Here is a 17,576-nt window from a genome sequence, read left to right as displayed (position 1 = left end):
AGTCTTCCGGGTGAGCCGACTTGAACCGAACGAAGGGGATTTATCGTCAAGATGTGCTTTTACGGCAATAGCTGCATCGAGCCAACAAGGCCCTTTTAATCCTCAAGCAACAAACCTTCCAGTTGCCCGAAATCGCTGATTTTGAGACTGTTGAAACCGAAGTGTTTCATGGTGTTGATCGTTATCAGGGTCCCGGCCACAATCAGGTCTTCCCTCCCCTTTTCCAGCCCTTTTACCTTCAGTCGCTCTTCCGGTGATAATGGAAGAAGGCGAGCATGGATTTTCTCTATGTCTGCCAGTGTCATGGTATGGTTGTTGACACGCCGGTAATCGTAATCCGTCATCTCCATATGGATTGCTGCCAGGGTGGTCGCCGTGCCGGCGGTGCCCACCAGAATAGTTCCGCCCAAGTCTACTGCAGATCTGTTCATTTCTCCACCCAGTGCAGCCAGTTCACGGCGGATCTTCTCCGTCATTGCCTCAGGGCCGGATTTTCCTTCGGTAAGTCGCACCACACCCAAGGGAAGGCTCCGGGTGAAAATCGGCAAGCTGCCTTCAGCAAGGGTATATTCGGTGCTGCCACCACCCACGTCGAAAACGAGGAACTTCCCTTTTTTGTTATCAAGGCCTGCCAGCACACCGCGCAGGGTGAAAAGAGCCTCCTGTTCACCGGAAATGACCTGAAGCTGTATACCCGTTTCATCAAGGACCTTGCGGCAAAATTCAGCTCCGTTAGCAGCATCCCGGACGGCGCTGGTGGCAACAGCACGAATTTTGCCGACGTTGTGGCGCCGGATTTCGCCAGCGAACTCCTGCATGGCGGCAAGAGATCTGGCTTCAGCTTCTGGTGAAATCCCGCTTTCGCGGGTAAAGCCTCCCCCGAGTCTGGTGATCTGCCGTTTCAGGAGTACCGGCCTGATGGTATGTTCATCTTCCTTGAAGCCGATCAGCAGACGGGCGGTGTTTGTTCCAAGATCAATTGATGCTTTAAGTTCTGTCATTTTAATTCCCTGCTTGTTTTGATCGTGTTGTATGCAATCTGTGCAATTTTCTCAAAGGAGGCGATGATATCGGAGAAAAGCAGACCTGCTATGACACTGCATTTGCCACTGTGAAGTCTTTTTATGTGACTCAGGTGTAGCGTTGCCAGTGTAGATTCGATTTCAGCCATGACCTTTTCCAGATCATTCCTATCAGAGGATATCGGTAGAGTGTCAAGGGAACCTACTGCCACCGTTACCACCTGTGAGACAAGAGCTGACAGGGTTCTGATCTCGGACATGGCCGCACCTGAGAATCTGAGTTTGTCCTCTTTTTTCCGCCGCATATACTCCATGATAGCTTCAACCTGATCCCCCAGATGTTCAAGATCATTGATGAGCTGAAGCAGGGCAGGTATTTCCATGGCATTTTCCGTGGAGAGCTGCTGACGTGAAAGGGTGATAAGAAATGCTGAAATGTCCCGTTGCAGTATATCGAGAAGTTCTTCCTTCTGTTTGAGGCGGCTGGCAGTGCGGACATTGAAACTGTTGAACTGCTCTGCCATTTCCAAAAACATGGTACCGGCAACCTGGGCCATTCTTTTGATCTCGTTTTTTGCCTGCAGAAGAGCAATAGTTGGGGTATTTACTACCCTATGGTCAAGAAACCGCGGACGGGGATCCATGTCCCCTTCCCCTTCCCTGCCGGGAACGATGATTGACGCCGATCTGGCAAAAAACCCACCAACGGCAGAAACAAGAAGACTGAGAAAGCAGTGAAAATAGTATGGGCATTGGCCAGATGTCTGGCAATAAAGGGCTTTGTTTCGGAGGCGAGTGGAGAAACATTCAGGGTTTGAATACCGCGTACGGTGAGGTCAGCCTCCCCTGGAGAAAAGGACCTGACCAGTTGAAGAAAGAGAGGAAAGACGATCATTGCAAGGCTGATGGCAATCAGGTTGACGATGATGTAGATAAGGGCGGTTCTCTTTGCCGCCAGAGTCCCATTTATAGAGGCAATAGCTGCGATAAGGGAACTTCCCAGTGATTCGCCGATGACCATGGCCACCGCAGTGTCGAAACCTATCAGACCACTGCTGGCGACGGCAATGACAATGCCTATTGCAGCACTGCTGGACTGCATTAAGAACGAGAGAACGGCTCCCAGCAACATGGCCGGCAATCGCCAGGAAAGAAAGTGCTGACCCAGTCCGTGGATGAGGGTATTGTTTTGTAAAGGAGCAAAGCCGTTTTCCATCAGATGGAGGCCGAAAAATACCAGCCTGCACCCAAAAGAAGAGTTCCGGCATTAACCCAGCGCCTTCTGCTGCTGAAGCACCTTAAGATGACCCCGACAAAAATTATCGGCAAGGCGAAAAAGGAAATTTTGAAGGCTATGAACTGGATGGCGATGGTAGTGCCCAAGCCGGTACCGAGAAGGACTGCCAAGGCTTGATACAATGATATCAGCCCGGCATTGACGAATCCTATGACGATGATGGATGCGGTACTGCCAGACTGGAGCAGAGACGCCAAGGCACTCCCCGTAAGGGCGGCGGTAAGGCGATTGCCGGTAACTTTTTCCAGGACCTGCCTGAGCTTTTCACCGGCCAGTTTCTGCAGTCCTTCGGACATGAACTTCATACCGAGTATGAAGAGTCCAAGACCGCCTAATGCCTCCATCAGGAAGGAAACAGGCATGGAAGCTGTTCTCCGGCTGTGCTACTCGATTTTGAAGGGAAAGGTAAAATCGGCTGGAGCGGATTTGGATGTTCCTGGCTTATATACAAGTAATTTCACACCTTTTTTGGCATTCAGGTTGATTTTGAAGTAGACAAGCCCCGACATCTTGGCCTTGGGAATCAGTGTTCCGCCAGCCAAGGCTTTGGTGTAGATATCCTGGGGATAGACCTCATAGTAATAAGGTTTCTCAGAGGTGAATGTGTTGTAAAAGGAGGATTTTTCATAATCTTCAAGATAATAAAAACCCACATACGGATAGGGAATAAGATAATAGGAGTCTCTTGAGATAATCTCCTTTACCTTCTCCGGGGTTAGGGGGAAATACTGGTTTCCCTCGTCATCAACCAGCAGGAACATACCCGGATCGACAGCCACTTCACCGTTGCCCAGATTGTCTATGACAAGGGAAAAAGCGGATACGCGCCGTCAAGGTTATAACTATAGAGTTGTGACTCGGCGCTGCCCGCAGTTATGGAGATATTTTCCCTGGCAATGGTTTGGGCGAGCTGCTTTGAATCAATTACACCCGACTCTACCGGTACAGGCACTACCTTGTGAGAACAACCTGTTATAAGGAACATGCATATGACAAAGGAAAATAAAGACTGTTTCATGGTGTTTCTCCCTTTGAAATTCGGGTGCAATTTTATAATCTGGCCTCGCTGAATTCCGTCTGAAAAACCAGGATCCGTACAGATTTTCGTGAATGCTTATCAACAATATCATCCTGAGTGGCTATGTACAAGTCAAGGGGTAGCTTGTGCTTCTGGCGAAGATACTGTTCCACTTCTTTGGCAAGGTTCAGTGATTTTTTGACTTTTTCAGCCTTGTTCAGGCTTGGAGCGAAGCTTCCCTCAATCCTCACAACCTTCCCCTTACCCAGTTTTCTTAAAAGAGGAACCATGGCATCCACGCTGCGCATGGCATTTTTGTCTTTCTTGAAAGATTCCGATTTCACGACTGCTTCTCCGACCAACAGGGAGTCTTCCGAGAAACTGTTACCCTCTTCGGCAAAAACCAGCCAATGACTACTTATTATCAGTAGGCAGCATATAAAAAGAAGACTTCTCATTTATTTCCCTTCGGCACCAGGAAAAGAATCTCGAAACGCCGGTTCAACCTTCGTCCCTCGGTGGTGCTGTTGTCACCTATCAGTTTTGATTTGCCGAGCCCTTTGATAAATACCTTCGAAGGATCGATGCCCTCTTTGATGATCAAATAGCTGGCTATGGCTATTGCCCGTTTAACGGAAAGATCCATATTGTAGCCAGTTGAGCCGATACTGTCGGTATGGCCGTCAATGCGCATATAGGTCCAATTCTTGTCAGTACGGGCCTGTTCTGCCACCTCGGACAGGGATTTTTTAACCTCGTTGGACAAATCCGCCTGGCCGAATTCGAACATGATGTCGGCAAAGCGGAATTTGCGATAAACCAACATCTTGGTTGCAATGGGTGCAGCCTTGGCGGTGGATATTTCCAGGCTGTCTCCCCTGGTCTCAATTCCGTAAAGTGGCGATACGCCTTCAGCTGTTGATTCCTCTATGGGATTAAGATTCGTGGGAATTTCCTTTTTAGGTTCTACCGTTATTTCAGTTTCCAGCTTTGTTATTTTAGGTTCCTGAACCTTGGGTTGTACTACTGGCTGAACCTGCGGCTGGACTTTCGGTTGGACCGGCTGCGCTTTAGGTTCACGGGGCATCAGAGGCAAAACGACAGGAGGAGCAACCGGTTGCGCAGGAATTACTATCTGGCCGAAGGGTTTTATAACGATTTCTTCCTTATCAGGGTCAACAGGCACTTCCAGTTTACTGACCGGTACAGCTGGCAATGCCGTCTTGATCAAGGAACTGATCGGCATTATTTTAACCGGCCTGACCACCTGGGCTTTTTTATCTTTTTCCTCTTCCTCGGAAGCAATTGTCGGTATTGTTTTGATATAATTACCAACCCCCTGACAAGTGCTGAAACCTACAATTGCTCGCCAGTCAGGGCTACCGGCTGTAATACCCCCTCCACCTGCCAAATTCAAAGTAAGATGCGGTGATAGATAATATTGCAAGCCGACAAGTGCTTCGACAGGAGCTGAACCCTTTCCTGTTAATTCCAGGGTCACTTTGGTTTTTGGAGTAAGAAGATATTCAACTCCACCGCCGTAGATATATTCCTTTTCACCAGCATCGGTTGACAGGTAGCCGCCGTTGAGATGGAAACTCACAGTCCATTTTCAATGACGCAATAAGCCTGCCGCCAATATCTGTGGCGCCGTCTATGGTCATATCTTCGGAAACATGTCTCTGTAAAAATACGTCGCCCGCAAGTTTAATATTTGAATTGCGTTTGCCGAAAAATCTGATCTTGGAGCCGATGTCAGCGGTTCCTCTACCTGACCTGCTTTCTTGACCATTGAACAGCAGGTTCGGGTAGGTTCCGTAAATTTCCCAGAATGAGCCTATACCTAGAGTGATCGTAGCCGGCATAATTGCAAAGTCTTTGCCTGCTGCTTTACCGACATTTCCCCACACACCGACGCAAATATTGCCGGCATCGAGGGTATCAGCGCTTGGAACGTTGATAAGCCCTGTGACACCTGTTTGCGTGGGGTTGGCCAAAGCCTGGGCAGAGACTAAAGATAAAATAAAAATTAGAAGGAAGATTCTCATGTAATTAACACAGTAATAACCATAGCTTAAATGCCGTCAGCAATTAAAACCCGAAACAACAAGTTCAGCCGGAAACCTTTTCCTTGAGTTCTTTACCGACCTTGAAGAATGGCAGTTTTTTCGATTTGACGGCTATGGATTCGCCCGTTTTCGGATTTCTTCCCATATAGGATTGGTAAGACTTGACGACAAAACTGCCAAATCCCCTGATCTCAATTCTGTCACCGGTCAAAAGCGCATTGGTCATGGATTCAAAAATGGAATTTATTATTTCTTCAGCTTTTTTGTAGGACAAACCTTTTTTAGCGGCCAGAGCTCGATTAATTCAGATTTGTTCATATTTCACAGCCTCCACCAGAATTGATGTAACAAATATTCAACAGCATTTCTTGAGAAATTGTTTTTTGATGTATTCGGCTTCTGGTACCCTATCCTGCTTTAAGAGTAAAGGCACCAGCCTTTCGGCTGCCTCACGTGAGATACCCGGCAAGGACAGTGCCACAGAAAAAATTTCGGAAGCTTTTACATCTTCACCGAGCATGGCATAGACATCACCGAGAATGATCTGTGCCTGTCCTGAAAGAAGATTGGACATTATCATATGTTCCAACAGAGGTATGGCATCGGCAAAACTACCAGACTCGATCTTCAGTTGAACAAGTGCCAGATAGCATAACGGGTTTTGCGAGTTTATTGCAATGGCTCTTTTCAGATATTGTTCACAGTTGATGAAATCATTCTGCCTGAATTTTATTAAGGCTAGCTCATAATACAGAATATCATCTTCAGTGTGTTGCAGAAGTTGTTCCAGTATCGGCTGTGCTTTGTCATCTTCGCCGTCATTAATGGACAGGTAGCAACATGCAAATTCCTTTCCCAAAGAGGCGTAGCGTTCAGGAAGAGGCGCTGGTAACGTGCTGGTCAGAAGATCGAATTTCTCCTCCATGGACAGATGTGAATCAGCATGAAAGCTGCTTTCCATGCTTTCAGATGTTTGGACGTGAGACCCTTTGCAGCTGGAACAGGCATTATTATTATTGCTTAAGTTATGAATATCATTTCGGCTAACTAAATTAGCCGTAAGTTTTTCAGCCTTTTCCCTAAGGGTTACGTCTTCTGCCAGTTCCATGACGATCTGCAGATGTTCGTCAGCTTTTCCATGATTCCCGCAATTTACTGCATACTCTGCTTCCTTGAGATTCATCGCGGCTAGGGAGTTATTAATTCCTGACAATTTTGTCAGCAACCAGGCCTCGTTACTTTTTCCTTCGCCGCTGGACTTATCCACTGTTTCCAACGCCTTGTGGAAGGAAAATTTTGCGTCCACATACCGTCCCTGTTGTAAATACTTCTCCCCTTTTGCCAGATAATGCCGATAATCCTTTTTGAAAAGACTGAACATATACCTCCCGTTCTGGTCAACTTTTTGTCAGTAGTGTGACACTTTCCAAGTGGTATGTCTGGGGAAACATGTCGACACCCTGGATACTTATCACTTGGAAACTCTTTTTTTTCAAAATATCCAAATCACGGGCGAGGGTCGCCGGATCACATGAAACGTAGATAATTCTGTCGGCATCGAGTGCCTGGATGTGGTGCATCACTTCTGCTGCACCATTTCTAGGGGGATCGAGCACAACCACATCAAAAGTCTCTCCGGCGGCAGCAAGTTTTTTGACAGCGGCCAATGAATCACTGCAATGAAAGGAAATATTCGTCACACCATTCCACTCAGCATTCTTTCTGGCATCGGCAATGGAAGGCTCATATCCTTCAAAACCCGTGACATGTGCTGCCCTATCAGCCAGAGGTATGGAAAAGTTACCATTGCCGCAATAAAGATCGAGAACCTTTTCCTTGCCGGTCAGGGCGGCGAAATCCGAGACGACACTAATCAACTGCATATTTTGTTGGTAATTTATCTGAGAAAATGCATCTTTGCTGAAGAATAGCGTCTTTTCAGACCCACCTGGCAGCATATTTCCCCTGATTCTGTAGGAAAGATGCTCAGTGCCGAAAATACTGGTTGTGCTGTTTTTATGCCTGACAAACATGGAACCGATCAAGTCAGAGATTTCCCTGTACTGCAGGAGATACTCCGAGACTTCAGCGACAGAAGCACCTGCATAGTTGACAATGACACTGATGCTTTCGTCATCCCCCCTGGCTATGTCGATCTGGTTTATGTTACCTGGATCAGGACACCCTTCCAGTAGCAAGCGCAGACTTTCCAGAGTATCATTGATGCTTTTGTGGGTAATGGCGCAATGTCCCGGAATATCTACCACTTGATGGGACTTCGGCCGGTAAAAGCCCAAGCGGGTCTTCCCTCCCTGGCAATTTACCTTTAACTGCACCCTTGACCTGTATCCATAGGGATCTGGCGCCCGCAAAAGCGGCAAAAGGGTTTCCGGCGAAATACGCGCCGCCCGCCATAACAGGTCGGCAAATATCTGGGTCTTTTCCCTGATCTGGCTTGAATACTCCATATGCTGCCAGTTGCATCCGCCGCATATGCCGAAGACAGGGCACGGTGGTTTTACCCTTAGCGCAGAAGAACTTACCAGTTCGATCAGTTCGCCCTCGGCATAGGACCTTTTTTCACAGGTGATGCGAACGCGGGCAACATCCCCGGGAGCTGTAAAGGGTACAAAGAAGGCCTTCCCGTCACAACGGCCGAAGCCGGCACCGCCATTGGCGAGCTTTTCAATGGCGACTTCTACCTGGCGCATAGAAATTCAATGGTTGCAGCAGAAATATGATCGGATTTTCTCGATTTACGAATTTCAGACAATATGGCCTTTGCAGGGAAGGAAGACGAGGTAAAATAGGGAAGTGAATTTCGTTTGAAGTTGTGAATAATTTCATCTTTCACCTGGTTTACTCGTGCCGAGGGAACCCCCATTTGCTGTATTTTCCTGAGGATAGTAATTTTTTCGCCGATGGCGGACTTGATTTCTTCGGGAATCGATACGTTTTTAAAATGACGAGGCAGTATATCCATTTCGCATTTAATTTCAAGAGAAACCACATGAAAATCTCCAAAATATCGATGCGAAAGGTCCCGACAGGTGATGTTTAAGGTTTCATTCCGGAATAGCTTCTCCTGACAGCAGTTGTGCATGAAAGTACGTCCCTTTTACAATTATGTGTAAGTTACTAATAATATGGTTTTTATTGTTTTGTAAAGGCATTTATCGCAGAGCTTGTCGTGGCGGGTTGACATGAAAAAGAAAACAATGGTTGCAATTGGTTGCAGCATCTCGTATAATTTGCGGTTGAAAACGGGATCTTAAGGAGCTGAGATGAGTAAAGAAGAGGCCATAGAAGTTGAAGGAACTGTCATTGAACCACTGCCAAATGCAATGTTCAAGGTGAAATTGGAAAACGACCATATCGTCCTCGCCCATATTTCCGGCAAAATGCGCAAGTATTTCATCAAGATCCTTCCCGGCGACAAGGTTACCGTCGAACTATCCCCATATGATTTGAGCAGGGGCCGTATAACCTATCGAGCAAAATAACCCGCCATCAAATCGAATCATCTTTAAATAACCTCTGCGTTTTAACGTGCCGGTCATAAGTTGCCTTTATAAGGCAAAACTCCATTTATATTGGAATAGAGGAAGCAAAAATGTACACAGTCGCGGACCTGAGAAAAGGATTGAAAATTACCCTCGACGGCGATCCATATATCGTCATCGCCTTCGATTTTGCCAAACCCGGCAAGGGACAAGCCCTTTATCGTACAAAAATGCGCAATATGATTAACGGCACTATCCTTGACAGAACATATCGTTCCGGTGAAACCTTCGAACCTGCCAGCCTTGAAGACCGCAAGATGCAATACCTTTACAAGGAAGATGATCATTACTGCTTTATGGATAACCAGTCCTTCGAACAGTTCCATGTGGATGAAAACGCTCTCGGAGACGCTAAAAACTACCTGATCGACAATCTCCCGGTCGATGTACTTCTTTTTAAGGACAAGGCGATTGGTGTCGATGTTCCCAACTTTGTCAATCTGCGTGTTGTTCAGACAGATCCATGGGCCAAGGGAGACACCTCTGGCAGTGATTCCAAACCGGCAACGGTAGAGACCGGTTATACCTTGCGTGTTCCCCCCTTCATTGAAGAAGGGGAGCTTATAACCATAGATACCCGCACCGGAGAGTACTCGACCAGGGTAAAAGGATAACTGGATGGTGCAAAACAGGTCCTTGGCCAATCGTAAAGAGGCACTCAAGGGCAGAAGTCTTATAATCCAGAAAATCAGGCAGTTTTTTAACGAAGGGGGGTATCTTGAAGTGGATACCCCCCTTCGCATTCCCGCTCCTGCGCCCGAATCCCATATCGATGCCGTTCCTTCAGGAAACTGGTTTCTCCAGACATCTCCGGAGCTTTGCATGAAGCGAATGCTGGCTGCGGGCTACGAGCGCATCTTCCAGATATGCCGTTGCTGGAGAGAGGGAGAACGCGGGAAACGGCACCTTCCTGAGTTTACCATGCTGGAGTGGTATAGACTTGAGTCCGACTACCGTGATCTGATGGATGACTGCGAGGCCTTGGTGCGGTTTCTGTCATGTGCTGTGCACAAAAGCGCCGGCATATCCTATCTGGGCAAGATCATTGAACTGGAAGCTCCCTGGGAAAAAATTACCGTTGAAGAGGCTTTTCTCCGTTATACTGCCATGTCTGTGGAAGAAGCTGAGGAAAAGGACCTTTTCGATGAACTGATGGTTAACGATATAGAACCTAATCTTGGTGTTAACCACCCTACTTTTATCTACGATTACCCTGCTGCACGAGGAGCTCTTGCCCGCCTGAAAAAGGAAAACCGGAAACTGGCGGAGCGCTTTGAGCTGTATATGGGAGGAATCGAGCTGGCAAACGGCTTTTCTGAGCTAAACGATAGCCAGGAACAAAGGGAAAGGTTCGCAAAAGAAGCCGAATTCAGGGCTTCAATGGGTAAAACGGCCTATCCGTCGCCGGACAGATTTCTTGATGAATTGTCTGGGATGGGGCCGGCCGCCGGCATCGCACTGGGTGTTGACAGGCTTGTCATGCTTCTTCTCGACGTTCCGGAAATCGATGGAGTAGTATCTTTTACCAACGAGGACCTATGATTTTTCCACGTCCCGGTACCTAACCACTTCACCTCGATAACTCCTGATCAGGAGACTATCATCATCCCGCCTCACATATTCCGGCAAAAGCGGCACTTTCCCCTTCCCCCCTTCCAGGTCTATTGCATAATATGGCGATGCAAGCCCCGAAGTATGTCCCCGCAGCCCTTCCATAATCTGTAGGCCCCGGTCTATGCTTGTTCGGAAGTGCGCCGTTCCTCTGACCAGATCCATCTGATGGAGATAGTAGGGCTTGACCCTGATTTTCAGCAAAAGCTGCATGAGCCGCTTCATCACCTGTGGGTCGTCATTGATTCCCTTCAGAAGCACGGTCTGGTTCCCCAGTGGAATGCCGGCATCGGCAAGCCTGGCACATGCCCGAGCCGATGCGGCGGTGATCTCTTTTGGGTGGTTGAAATGGGTATTTACATAAATCGGATGAAATTTTTTCAGCATTCGACAGAGACCGGTGGTAATCCTTTCCGGCAAGGTAACCGTTGTTCTCGTGCCGATCCTGATGATCTCCACGTGGGGTATCCGTCTCAGGCCGGACAGTATTTCCTCCAGGGCATCGTCCTCCAGGAGAAGCGGATCCCCTCCGGACAATATCACATCCCTGATTTCCGGATGATTGGCTATATATGCAAGTGCCGCCTGCCGCGTGCCGGTTCCTGTGGCTTCTGTACAGCCAACCCGCCGTTTGCGCATGCAGAAACGGCAGTAAACTGCACAGACAGAGGAAACTAGCCACACAACACGGTCCGGATAACGATGTATCAATCCGGGTACCGGGCTGAGCAGTTCTTCATCGAGGGGGTCTTCCATCTGGGCTTGATCCTCAAATTCAAGGGGGTCCGGTATACATTGGCGCCAGATGCGTCGCCGGGCCTCTCTACCAACCCCAGGTAATAGCGTGTTATCCTCATTGGATAGCGTTTCACCACCTGTGCGATGTCTTCAGTATCCAGATTGAAAAGCGGTGACAATTCATCCGGTGCGGTAACACAGGTTTGCAGATTTTTTTGCCAACGGTTCATGCATTTATTCCTTGAAATGAAAAAAGGCGGGGAAATCATTCTCCGCCTTTTCGGGTATCCTGCAGCTAGCTTAGGTCAGATTTTCAAAGCCCCGATCAACTCCTTGACGTCTGCAATACCGTTCTTTGCCAGGTAATCTTCAATGCCGGCAGCAATGGTCTGGGCTGCCGAGGGATCAAGGAAATTTGCCGTGCCCACCTGGACGGCAGTCGCTCCGGCAAGTATGAATTCCAGGGCATCCGTTGCCGACATTATACCACCGATGCCGATGATGGGAACAGCCATAGCCTGTGATACCTGCCAGACCATCCTTAATGCCACCGGTTTGATCGCAGGACCGGAGAGTCCGCCGGTTATATTGGCAAGAATCGGGCGGCGCTTCTGCAGATCAATGGCCATCCCGGTAAGGTATTTATCAGTGACAACGCATCGGCGCCCGCACTGACGCATGCATCTGCCATGCGGACAACATCGGTAACATTTGGCGAAAGCTTGATGATCAGTGGCTTCGAGGTGGATCTGCGAACCAGCCCGACCACTTCGGCGGCGGCATTGGGATCGGTTCCGAAAACGATTCCTCCCTGCTTCACGTTGGGGCAGGAAATATTTACCTCAAGCCCGGCAACCTCCGGCAACCTGTCGAGTTTTTCCGCCAACTCCCCGTATTCTTCCAGGGTATTGCCATATAGGTTGACAATCACCGGCGTATCAACGGTGCGCAAAAAGGGCAGTTTCTCCCCAATGAAAGCATCGATCCCGACGTTCTGCAGGCCGATGGCATTGAGCATACCGCCAGGGGTCTCAACAATGCGCGGAGTCGGATTACCCGCTTTAGGGCGGAGGGACAAACCCTTGGTGATAATGGCACCGATCTTCTCCAGGTCAAGGTAGTCGGAAAACTCTTTCCCATAACCAAAAGTGCCGGATGCTGTCATTACCGGGTTGCGCAGCTTGATGCCTGAAATTTCAACCGACAGGTCGGGTTTTGCCATCACATCTCCTTCGATACAGTCATCAGCAGTTTTTTAATCCCACTTCAAGTCCTGGTAAAAGAATACCGGCCCATCCTTACACACGCAGCGAAAATCGGGGGTCTGATCGGAGTGGTTTTTGCCTTTTATGACACATCCCAGGCAGGCACCTACACCACATGCCATATACGCCTCTAAAGACACCTGGCACTCCAGGTCATGACGGCCGGCGATCCCGGCCACGGCCCTAAGCATGGGAAACGGCCCGCAGGCGAAAAGGCTTTTTCTGCCGTTATCCTCTGCCAGATGTTTTTCAAGAACTTCGGTGACAAGACCACTCGCCCCTAAGGTACCGTCATCGGTGGAAACATACGTCTCCACCCCCAGCCGTTCAAATTCGGTGATGCAGAGGATATCCTCCTTGTTTCTGCCTCCGGCAAAAAGCCGGACCCTGGAATTCTTTGCCAGTTCCTTTGCCAGGTAGTAAAGGGGGGCAAGACCGACTCCGCCACCGACCAGAATCTTTTCGTCTGCAGGATCACCGGCAGCAAATCCCTTTCCCAGCGGGGCAAGAATGTCCAGATGGTCGCCATGGTGCAGGGAAGAAAGCATCTCCGTTCCCTTGCCCACAACTTTGTAAAGAATTTCACAGAAGGTCTGTCTGCCGCAATCGGTGTATTCCGTCGCGAAGGTACCCAGGTCGAAAATGCCGAAGGGCCTCCTGAGAAGGGGATCAATGGCGTCGCGCACCCTGACCATGACAAATTGACCCGGTATGGCTTCGACAATGGCCGGAGGGGCCGTCATTCTCATCCTGAAATAATCAGGGGAGACTTCAACATTTGATATGACCATGGATTTGAATTGCATGCAAGACCTGCCTTTTCCGTTAATAAATATATTCCATCAGTAGAGCATCCTCGCCGTTCTCGTAATAGGCTTTCCTGCGGCCGGTTTCCAGGAAACCGAGCTGCCGGTACAGGCCTATGGCGGATTCATTGGACTGCCTCACTTCGAGGGAGACGAATTCCGCCCCTCTTTCGCTGCAGTCGTGCAGCACCCTTTCCACCAACATTCTGCCAATCCCTTTGCCGCGGTAATTGCTGTGGACAGCGACGTCAAGAATGTGTCCCTCGTCCAGCACAAGCATTGGACAGATGTAACCCATGACATTGTTCTCAGCGCCCAGTGCCACCAGGGGAAAAGAGTGCGGGGCTTCAAGTTCGGCAAGAAAATGAGTCCTGGTCCAGGGACGGGGGGAATGAATTGATCTCGATGGCGAGAACGCCATCGAGATCAGATTCAGACATGGGGCAGATTGTGATTTCTTCAAGCCGGTTGTCCATTTACGGGCATCATAAGCAAAGAGGGTTTCAATGTAAACCCTTTTTTGGTGGCCAGTTTGAATTTGACATTTACCTTCCGATGGTTTAGATTTTTCGTTCCATTTAAAGGGAGGAATGTTTTGAGCAAAGCCAGGATTACGTACAAAGACGCCGGTGTAGACATAGATGCCGGGAATACCTTCGTCAAATTGATCAAGCCACTCGTTAAGGCCACCTCAAGACCGGAAGTCCTTGCCGATATCGGTGGGTTCGGCGGGCTCTTTTCCCTCAGTTCCGGCAAGTACAAAAACCCTGTGCTCGTATCGGGCACGGATGGAGTGGGAACAAAACTCAAAATAGCCTTTCTCGCCGACCGTCACGACACCATCGGCATCGATCTCGTGGCAATGTGCGTCAACGATATCATCGTCCAGGGGGCAGAACCGCTGTTCTTCCTGGATTACCTTGCCACAGCCAAACTGTATCCCGAAAAAGGCGCTGCGATTATCAAGGGAGTTGCAGAAGGCTGTCTTCAGGCCGGTTGTGCTTATAGGGGGCGAAACCGCCGAAATGCCAGGATTCTACGCTGGTGGTGAATATGATATGGCAGGCTTCACTGTGGGCGTTGTCGAGCGCGACAAGATTATCGACGGCTCGTCCATCACCGTCGGCGACAAACTGATCGGTCTTGCCTCCAGCGGTCTGCACAGTAACGGCTATTCCCTCGCCCGTAAAGTGATTATGGATGTGATGGGACTCGGTATCAACGACACCATCCCCGGCCTTGACAAATCCGTTGCCGATGAGCTTCTCACCCCAACCCGTATCTATGTCAAATCCATACTCAACCTGCTTAGGGATTTCACCATCCACGGTATTGCCCACATAACCGGCGGTGGATTGCTGGAGAACATACCGAGGATACTGCCGAACGGTTGCAAGGCAGTCGTCGACAAAACAACCTGGCAGGTTCCGGAAATATTTAACCTGATACAGAATGCCGGTAACGTTGAAGAACAGGAAATGTTCAGAACCTTCAACTGCGGAATCGGCATGGTTCTCTCCGCCCCTGAAAAGGAAGTGGAAGAGATCCTGATCAGGCTTTCCGGTCTGAACGAAACTGCCTTTGTAATCGGTGAAATCGCCAAGTGCGATGCCGGATCCGAATGTGTCGAAATGGTATAGGTCATCCAATGGGCAAACGGCTTAAAATAGGAGTACTTGTATCCGGTAGCGGTACTAACCTGCAGTCGATCATTGACCGCTGCCAGGATGGTTCCCTCCCGGCAGTCATATCCTGCGTCATCAGTAATAATGAAAAAGCTTATGCACTTGAAAGAGCCCGCCGCCATGGAATAACAGCAATCTGCCTGAAACACACCGATTTCAACGGCAGAACTGCTTACGACGCCGAGCTGGTTAAGGTCTTACAGTCTCACGGCGTAGAACTGGTGGTCCTGGCGGGATTCATGCGCATCATCACCCCCGGCTTCATTGAGGCATTCCCCAACGCCATCATGAACATCCATCCGGCCCTTTTACCGGCCTTTCCCGGCCTGCATGCCCAACGACAGGCCCTGGAGTATGGAGTAAAGGTAACCGGGTGCACGGTTCATTTTGTCGATGCAGGCACCGATACCGGGCCGATCGTCATGCAGGCCATTGTTTCGGTGGAGGAAAACGACAGCGAAGACACCCTTTCTGCCAGGATCCAGATGGAAGAACATCGAATTTTCCCTGAAGCCATCAGGCTCTTCGCAGAGGGTCGCTTGAAAGTTGATGGAAGAAAAGTCGTGTATTCGAAGTAGGACGCCCGCCTGAACTATCTCAGTCCCAGCTTGCCCAGAATAATGCCTATAAACTTGTTGATGGGGTGGTTCCTTTTCAGAAACGGAATGAAAGGTTTCTTGCGCGCGCCAAGCCTTTCCAGGTGGTCTGAAAGCTCGGGACAGTTGCCGTAGGAAAGCCCTTCCCTGAATGCCAGAATGGCATCGGGCTTATTGCCCATCAACACATGAATCCTGCCCAGGTTGAGGTAATGGGCCTGGTTGGCAGGCTCTTTCTCCACGGATTCCTTACAAAGGGCTATTGCCTTTTTGTATTGTCCGCGCTCTTTTGCCAGGCAAAAGGCCAGATAGGAGACAAAGCCGGGATTGTAATCAAGCTGGCAGGCTTTTTCAAAAAGGACCAGAGCTGACAGGGTGTCATTACTCTTGAAGGCAGCCAGGCCCCGTGCAAACAGTTTTTCCGGTTCTGTGGAAGACATCGTCCAACCCTCCTTGATACATCACATCACGAACAACCGCTTGACAGCCGGTTCTTCGAAAAGATATCCGCCTATTAAAGTTTTTTTTACTATTAAATTCAACCTTTAAATTTATTCTCCAGACTTATTTTCCTCTCTACCGGCATTGCCGGAAGGCGTAGCGGAAGTTTGTTCCAGCTGATAGAGCCAGGCGAGCAATTCAGCTACTGCGCGATACAGTTCAGGGGGGATATAGCGATCATGGTCCACCTTGAGCAGCAGATTTACCAGATCGGGCGATTCGTGGACGTAAACACCATTTTCCCTTGCCAATGCGATAATCGCTTCTGCAGTTACACCACAGCCTTTCGCCACAACCCTCGGCGCATAATCTCCAGCCGGGTTATATGCCAAGGCCACAGCCTTTTTCAGGTCATTCTCCGCCTTTTTCATCTTTTATCACCATCTCGGTCAAATTAATCCCCGCTCCATCCACCCGCTCTTTCAATACAGGAAACCCTTTCCGGAGAATTGCCGCAGTCCTGGTGTCATCAGTCTGCAAAACAATATTCAGACCGGCTCCAGAAAGGCGCAGTGTGGCTGAGATTTCGCCAAGGGCAGGCAGCTGCAGCCGGAGAGATGTTTCCCACCCCCTTTCCTGCGGGCTTGAACCGTCAGCTTCACGTTCCTGTACCGAGATTTCCACCTTTTGTTCCGGCCAGGCCTGACCATTCCAGATGAGCACACCTGAGTTGAGGGTTGCCAACTGGTCCTTGATAATGTGAAGGGTCTGAGGGTCTGCAATAAAGCCGGCAGCTGGTTTAGAAGCTGTCGCTTCCTCGGCAATGCTCTTGGGCAAAATGCCGTTTCCTTCGTTTCCTTTCTGCAGCACGTCTGGATCAGGATTCACAAACCTTCGGGACAGCTTTCCCTGGGGTTCTACCAGGAGTTGGGCGATCTGGCGATCTCCCCTCGCCCACTCGGCCAAATGGGATTCATAGAACAGGCCGCCCAATGTCATGGCCTCCTTAAGCCTGACTGCAAAGAGCTCGGTATCTGTCGGCGGTCCATTCAATATCGGTGACAGGGATTGGGAGCTGCTACTTTCCTGGGCAATCACATTGTTCATCAGCGAGCTGAGCCACTTTCCGGTGGTGCTGATAGTTACTGGAACCTTCCCGTTATCGGCCCTCGCCAACTCGAAGGTAATGCGAGGTTCGGCACTGACGAAGGTCATGTGCATGGTCTCGCCCGGTTGCACATTCAGGGGAAGTTCCATCTTGAAGAGTTCACCGGCAATGCGGGCCAGAAAGAGATGATTGGGGAGTTTTGCCACAACCTCGGCCTGGACCTGCTGCCCGGGTGTCAGTTGCAGCTGGGAGGCCGATTGCTGTTCTGCCTCGACTTTAGGCAAGTTGGAAGACTTGGCGAATAATTGGAGAAGTTGTTTCTGAATCTCATCATTGATCAGCATTATCAGCTCCCTG

At 49.4% G+C, this 17,576-nt stretch carries 19 protein-coding genes and 5 pseudogenes; 5 read left to right on the top strand and 19 right to left on the bottom strand.

The window, feature by feature from the left end; genetic code table 11:
• Nucleotides 1-95: 95 nt before the first annotated feature.
• The 12 genes and pseudogenes from JCM15764_RS01100 to JCM15764_RS01060 all read right to left on the bottom strand — a co-directional run bounded on the left by JCM15764_RS01100 (nt 96) and on the right by JCM15764_RS01060 (nt 8,416).
• On the bottom strand, nt 96-1,001 hold the full coding sequence (locus tag JCM15764_RS01100; protein ID WP_054691717.1) for a Ppx/GppA phosphatase family protein: 906 nt from the start codon (nt 999-1,001) through the stop codon (nt 96-98).
• Entirely contained in the window at nt 998-1,666 is a 669-nt protein-coding gene (locus JCM15764_RS21070; protein ID WP_243688101.1) for a PhoU domain-containing protein, read from the bottom strand. The genes JCM15764_RS01100 and JCM15764_RS21070 overlap by 4 nt, the downstream gene beginning before the upstream one ends.
• Nucleotides 1,630-2,615 (bottom strand): annotated as a pseudogene (locus tag JCM15764_RS21065) (Na/Pi cotransporter family protein). Before JCM15764_RS21065 ends, JCM15764_RS21070 begins: the two are co-directional and overlap by 37 nt.
• 87 nt (nt 2,616-2,702) lie before the next feature.
• Nucleotides 2,703-3,098 (bottom strand): hypothetical protein, encoded by a 396-nt coding sequence (locus JCM15764_RS21060; protein WP_243688100.1) that lies wholly within the window; start codon nt 3,096-3,098, stop codon nt 2,703-2,705.
• 20 nt (nt 3,099-3,118) lie between these two features.
• The gene (locus tag JCM15764_RS21055) at nt 3,119-3,337 is read right to left on the bottom strand and encodes a hypothetical protein (protein WP_243688099.1); all 219 of its coding nucleotides are present in this window, start codon (nt 3,335-3,337) and stop codon (nt 3,119-3,121) included.
• A 32-nt stretch (nt 3,338-3,369) separates the two neighbouring features.
• Entirely contained in the window at nt 3,370-3,681 is a 312-nt protein-coding gene (locus JCM15764_RS01085; protein WP_243688098.1) for a hypothetical protein, read from the bottom strand.
• Between the two features lie 110 nt (nt 3,682-3,791).
• Nucleotides 3,792-4,940, bottom strand: coding sequence for an OmpA family protein (locus JCM15764_RS01080; protein WP_243688097.1), 1,149 nt, complete (start codon nt 4,938-4,940; stop codon nt 3,792-3,794).
• Nucleotides 4,894-5,385 carry a hypothetical protein gene (locus JCM15764_RS21050; protein WP_243688096.1) on the bottom strand — a complete coding sequence of 164 codons (492 nt, stop codon included), beginning with the start codon at nt 5,383-5,385 and terminating at the stop codon, nt 4,894-4,896. The genes JCM15764_RS01080 and JCM15764_RS21050 overlap by 47 nt, the downstream gene beginning before the upstream one ends.
• A gap of 64 nt (nt 5,386-5,449) precedes the next feature.
• Nucleotides 5,450-5,724: pseudogene (locus JCM15764_RS01075) on the bottom strand (HU family DNA-binding protein).
• Between the two features lie 37 nt (nt 5,725-5,761).
• On the bottom strand, nt 5,762-6,787 hold the full coding sequence (locus JCM15764_RS01070; protein WP_054691713.1) for a tetratricopeptide repeat protein: 1,026 nt from the start codon (nt 6,785-6,787) through the stop codon (nt 5,762-5,764).
• Between the two features lie 16 nt (nt 6,788-6,803).
• Nucleotides 6,804-8,117 carry a 23S rRNA (uracil(1939)-C(5))-methyltransferase RlmD gene (gene rlmD, locus JCM15764_RS01065; RefSeq protein WP_054691711.1) on the bottom strand — a complete coding sequence of 438 codons (1,314 nt, stop codon included), beginning with the start codon at nt 8,115-8,117 and terminating at the stop codon, nt 6,804-6,806.
• Nucleotides 8,105-8,416, bottom strand: a complete 312-nt coding sequence (locus JCM15764_RS01060) for a hypothetical protein (protein WP_243688095.1) — start codon at nt 8,414-8,416, stop codon at nt 8,105-8,107. Before JCM15764_RS01060 ends, rlmD begins: the two co-directional genes overlap by 13 nt.
• 274 nt (nt 8,417-8,690) lie before the next feature.
• On the opposite strand from JCM15764_RS01060, the gene infA reads away from it, so the two are divergent.
• The 3 genes from infA to epmA all read left to right on the top strand — a co-directional run bounded on the left by infA (nt 8,691) and on the right by epmA (nt 10,511).
• Nucleotides 8,691-8,909 (top strand): translation initiation factor IF-1, encoded by a 219-nt coding sequence (infA, locus tag JCM15764_RS01055; protein ID WP_012647861.1) that lies wholly within the window; start codon nt 8,691-8,693, stop codon nt 8,907-8,909.
• Nucleotides 8,910-9,019: 110 nt separating this feature from the next.
• Complete coding sequence (gene efp / locus JCM15764_RS01050) at nt 9,020-9,583, top strand: elongation factor P (RefSeq protein WP_012647860.1); 564 nt, start codon at nt 9,020-9,022, stop codon at nt 9,581-9,583.
• Between the two features lie 4 nt (nt 9,584-9,587).
• Nucleotides 9,588-10,511: an EF-P lysine aminoacylase EpmA gene (gene epmA, locus JCM15764_RS01045; RefSeq protein ID WP_054691707.1), complete on the top strand. Its 924-nt coding sequence runs from the start codon at nt 9,588-9,590 to the stop codon at nt 10,509-10,511.
• On the opposite strand, the pseudogene JCM15764_RS01040 reads toward epmA, so the two are convergent.
• From JCM15764_RS01040 to rimI, 4 genes and pseudogenes are all read right to left on the bottom strand, one after another.
• Nucleotides 10,506-11,548, bottom strand: a pseudogene (locus tag JCM15764_RS01040) (KamA family radical SAM protein). The gene epmA and the pseudogene JCM15764_RS01040 sit on opposite strands and share 6 nt — an antisense overlap.
• A 75-nt stretch (nt 11,549-11,623) precedes the next feature.
• Nucleotides 11,624-12,483 (bottom strand): annotated as a pseudogene (locus JCM15764_RS01035) (dihydroorotate dehydrogenase).
• A gap of 90 nt (nt 12,484-12,573) precedes the next feature.
• Nucleotides 12,574-13,389, bottom strand: a complete 816-nt coding sequence (locus JCM15764_RS01030; protein WP_054691705.1) for a dihydroorotate dehydrogenase electron transfer subunit — start codon at nt 13,387-13,389, stop codon at nt 12,574-12,576.
• Between the two features lie 19 nt (nt 13,390-13,408).
• Entirely contained in the window at nt 13,409-13,852 is a 444-nt protein-coding gene (gene rimI / locus JCM15764_RS01025) for a ribosomal protein S18-alanine N-acetyltransferase (protein ID WP_243688094.1), read from the bottom strand.
• Between the two features lie 132 nt (nt 13,853-13,984).
• On the opposite strand from rimI, the pseudogene purM reads away from it, so the two are divergent.
• Nucleotides 13,985-15,029, top strand: a pseudogene (purM, locus tag JCM15764_RS01020) (phosphoribosylformylglycinamidine cyclo-ligase).
• A gap of 8 nt (nt 15,030-15,037) precedes the next feature.
• Nucleotides 15,038-15,652 (top strand): phosphoribosylglycinamide formyltransferase, encoded by a 615-nt coding sequence (gene purN, locus JCM15764_RS01015; protein ID WP_054691703.1) that lies wholly within the window; start codon nt 15,038-15,040, stop codon nt 15,650-15,652.
• A 14-nt stretch (nt 15,653-15,666) separates the two neighbouring features.
• On the opposite strand, the gene JCM15764_RS01010 is transcribed toward purN, so the two are convergent.
• The 3 genes from JCM15764_RS01010 to fliK form a co-directional block, all read right to left on the bottom strand.
• Nucleotides 15,667-16,110: a tetratricopeptide repeat protein gene (locus JCM15764_RS01010; protein ID WP_054691702.1), complete on the bottom strand. Its 444-nt coding sequence runs from the start codon at nt 16,108-16,110 to the stop codon at nt 15,667-15,669.
• Between the two features lie 111 nt (nt 16,111-16,221).
• Nucleotides 16,222-16,542 carry an EscU/YscU/HrcU family type III secretion system export apparatus switch protein gene (locus JCM15764_RS01005; protein WP_054691700.1) on the bottom strand — a complete coding sequence of 107 codons (321 nt, stop codon included), beginning with the start codon at nt 16,540-16,542 and terminating at the stop codon, nt 16,222-16,224.
• The gene (gene fliK / locus JCM15764_RS01000; protein ID WP_054691699.1) at nt 16,523-17,563 is read right to left on the bottom strand and encodes a flagellar hook-length control protein FliK; all 1,041 of its coding nucleotides are present in this window, start codon (nt 17,561-17,563) and stop codon (nt 16,523-16,525) included. The genes JCM15764_RS01005 and fliK overlap by 20 nt, the downstream gene beginning before the upstream one ends.
• Nucleotides 17,564-17,576 lie beyond the last annotated feature (13 nt).

The organism is Geotalea toluenoxydans JCM 15764, from assembly GCF_001311985.1.
Lineage (GTDB): Bacteria > Desulfobacterota > Desulfuromonadia > Geobacterales > Geobacteraceae > Geotalea > Geotalea toluenoxydans.
Note: the sequence above shows the minus strand (reverse complement) of the source record. Positions and strands in the feature narration are given on the sequence as shown.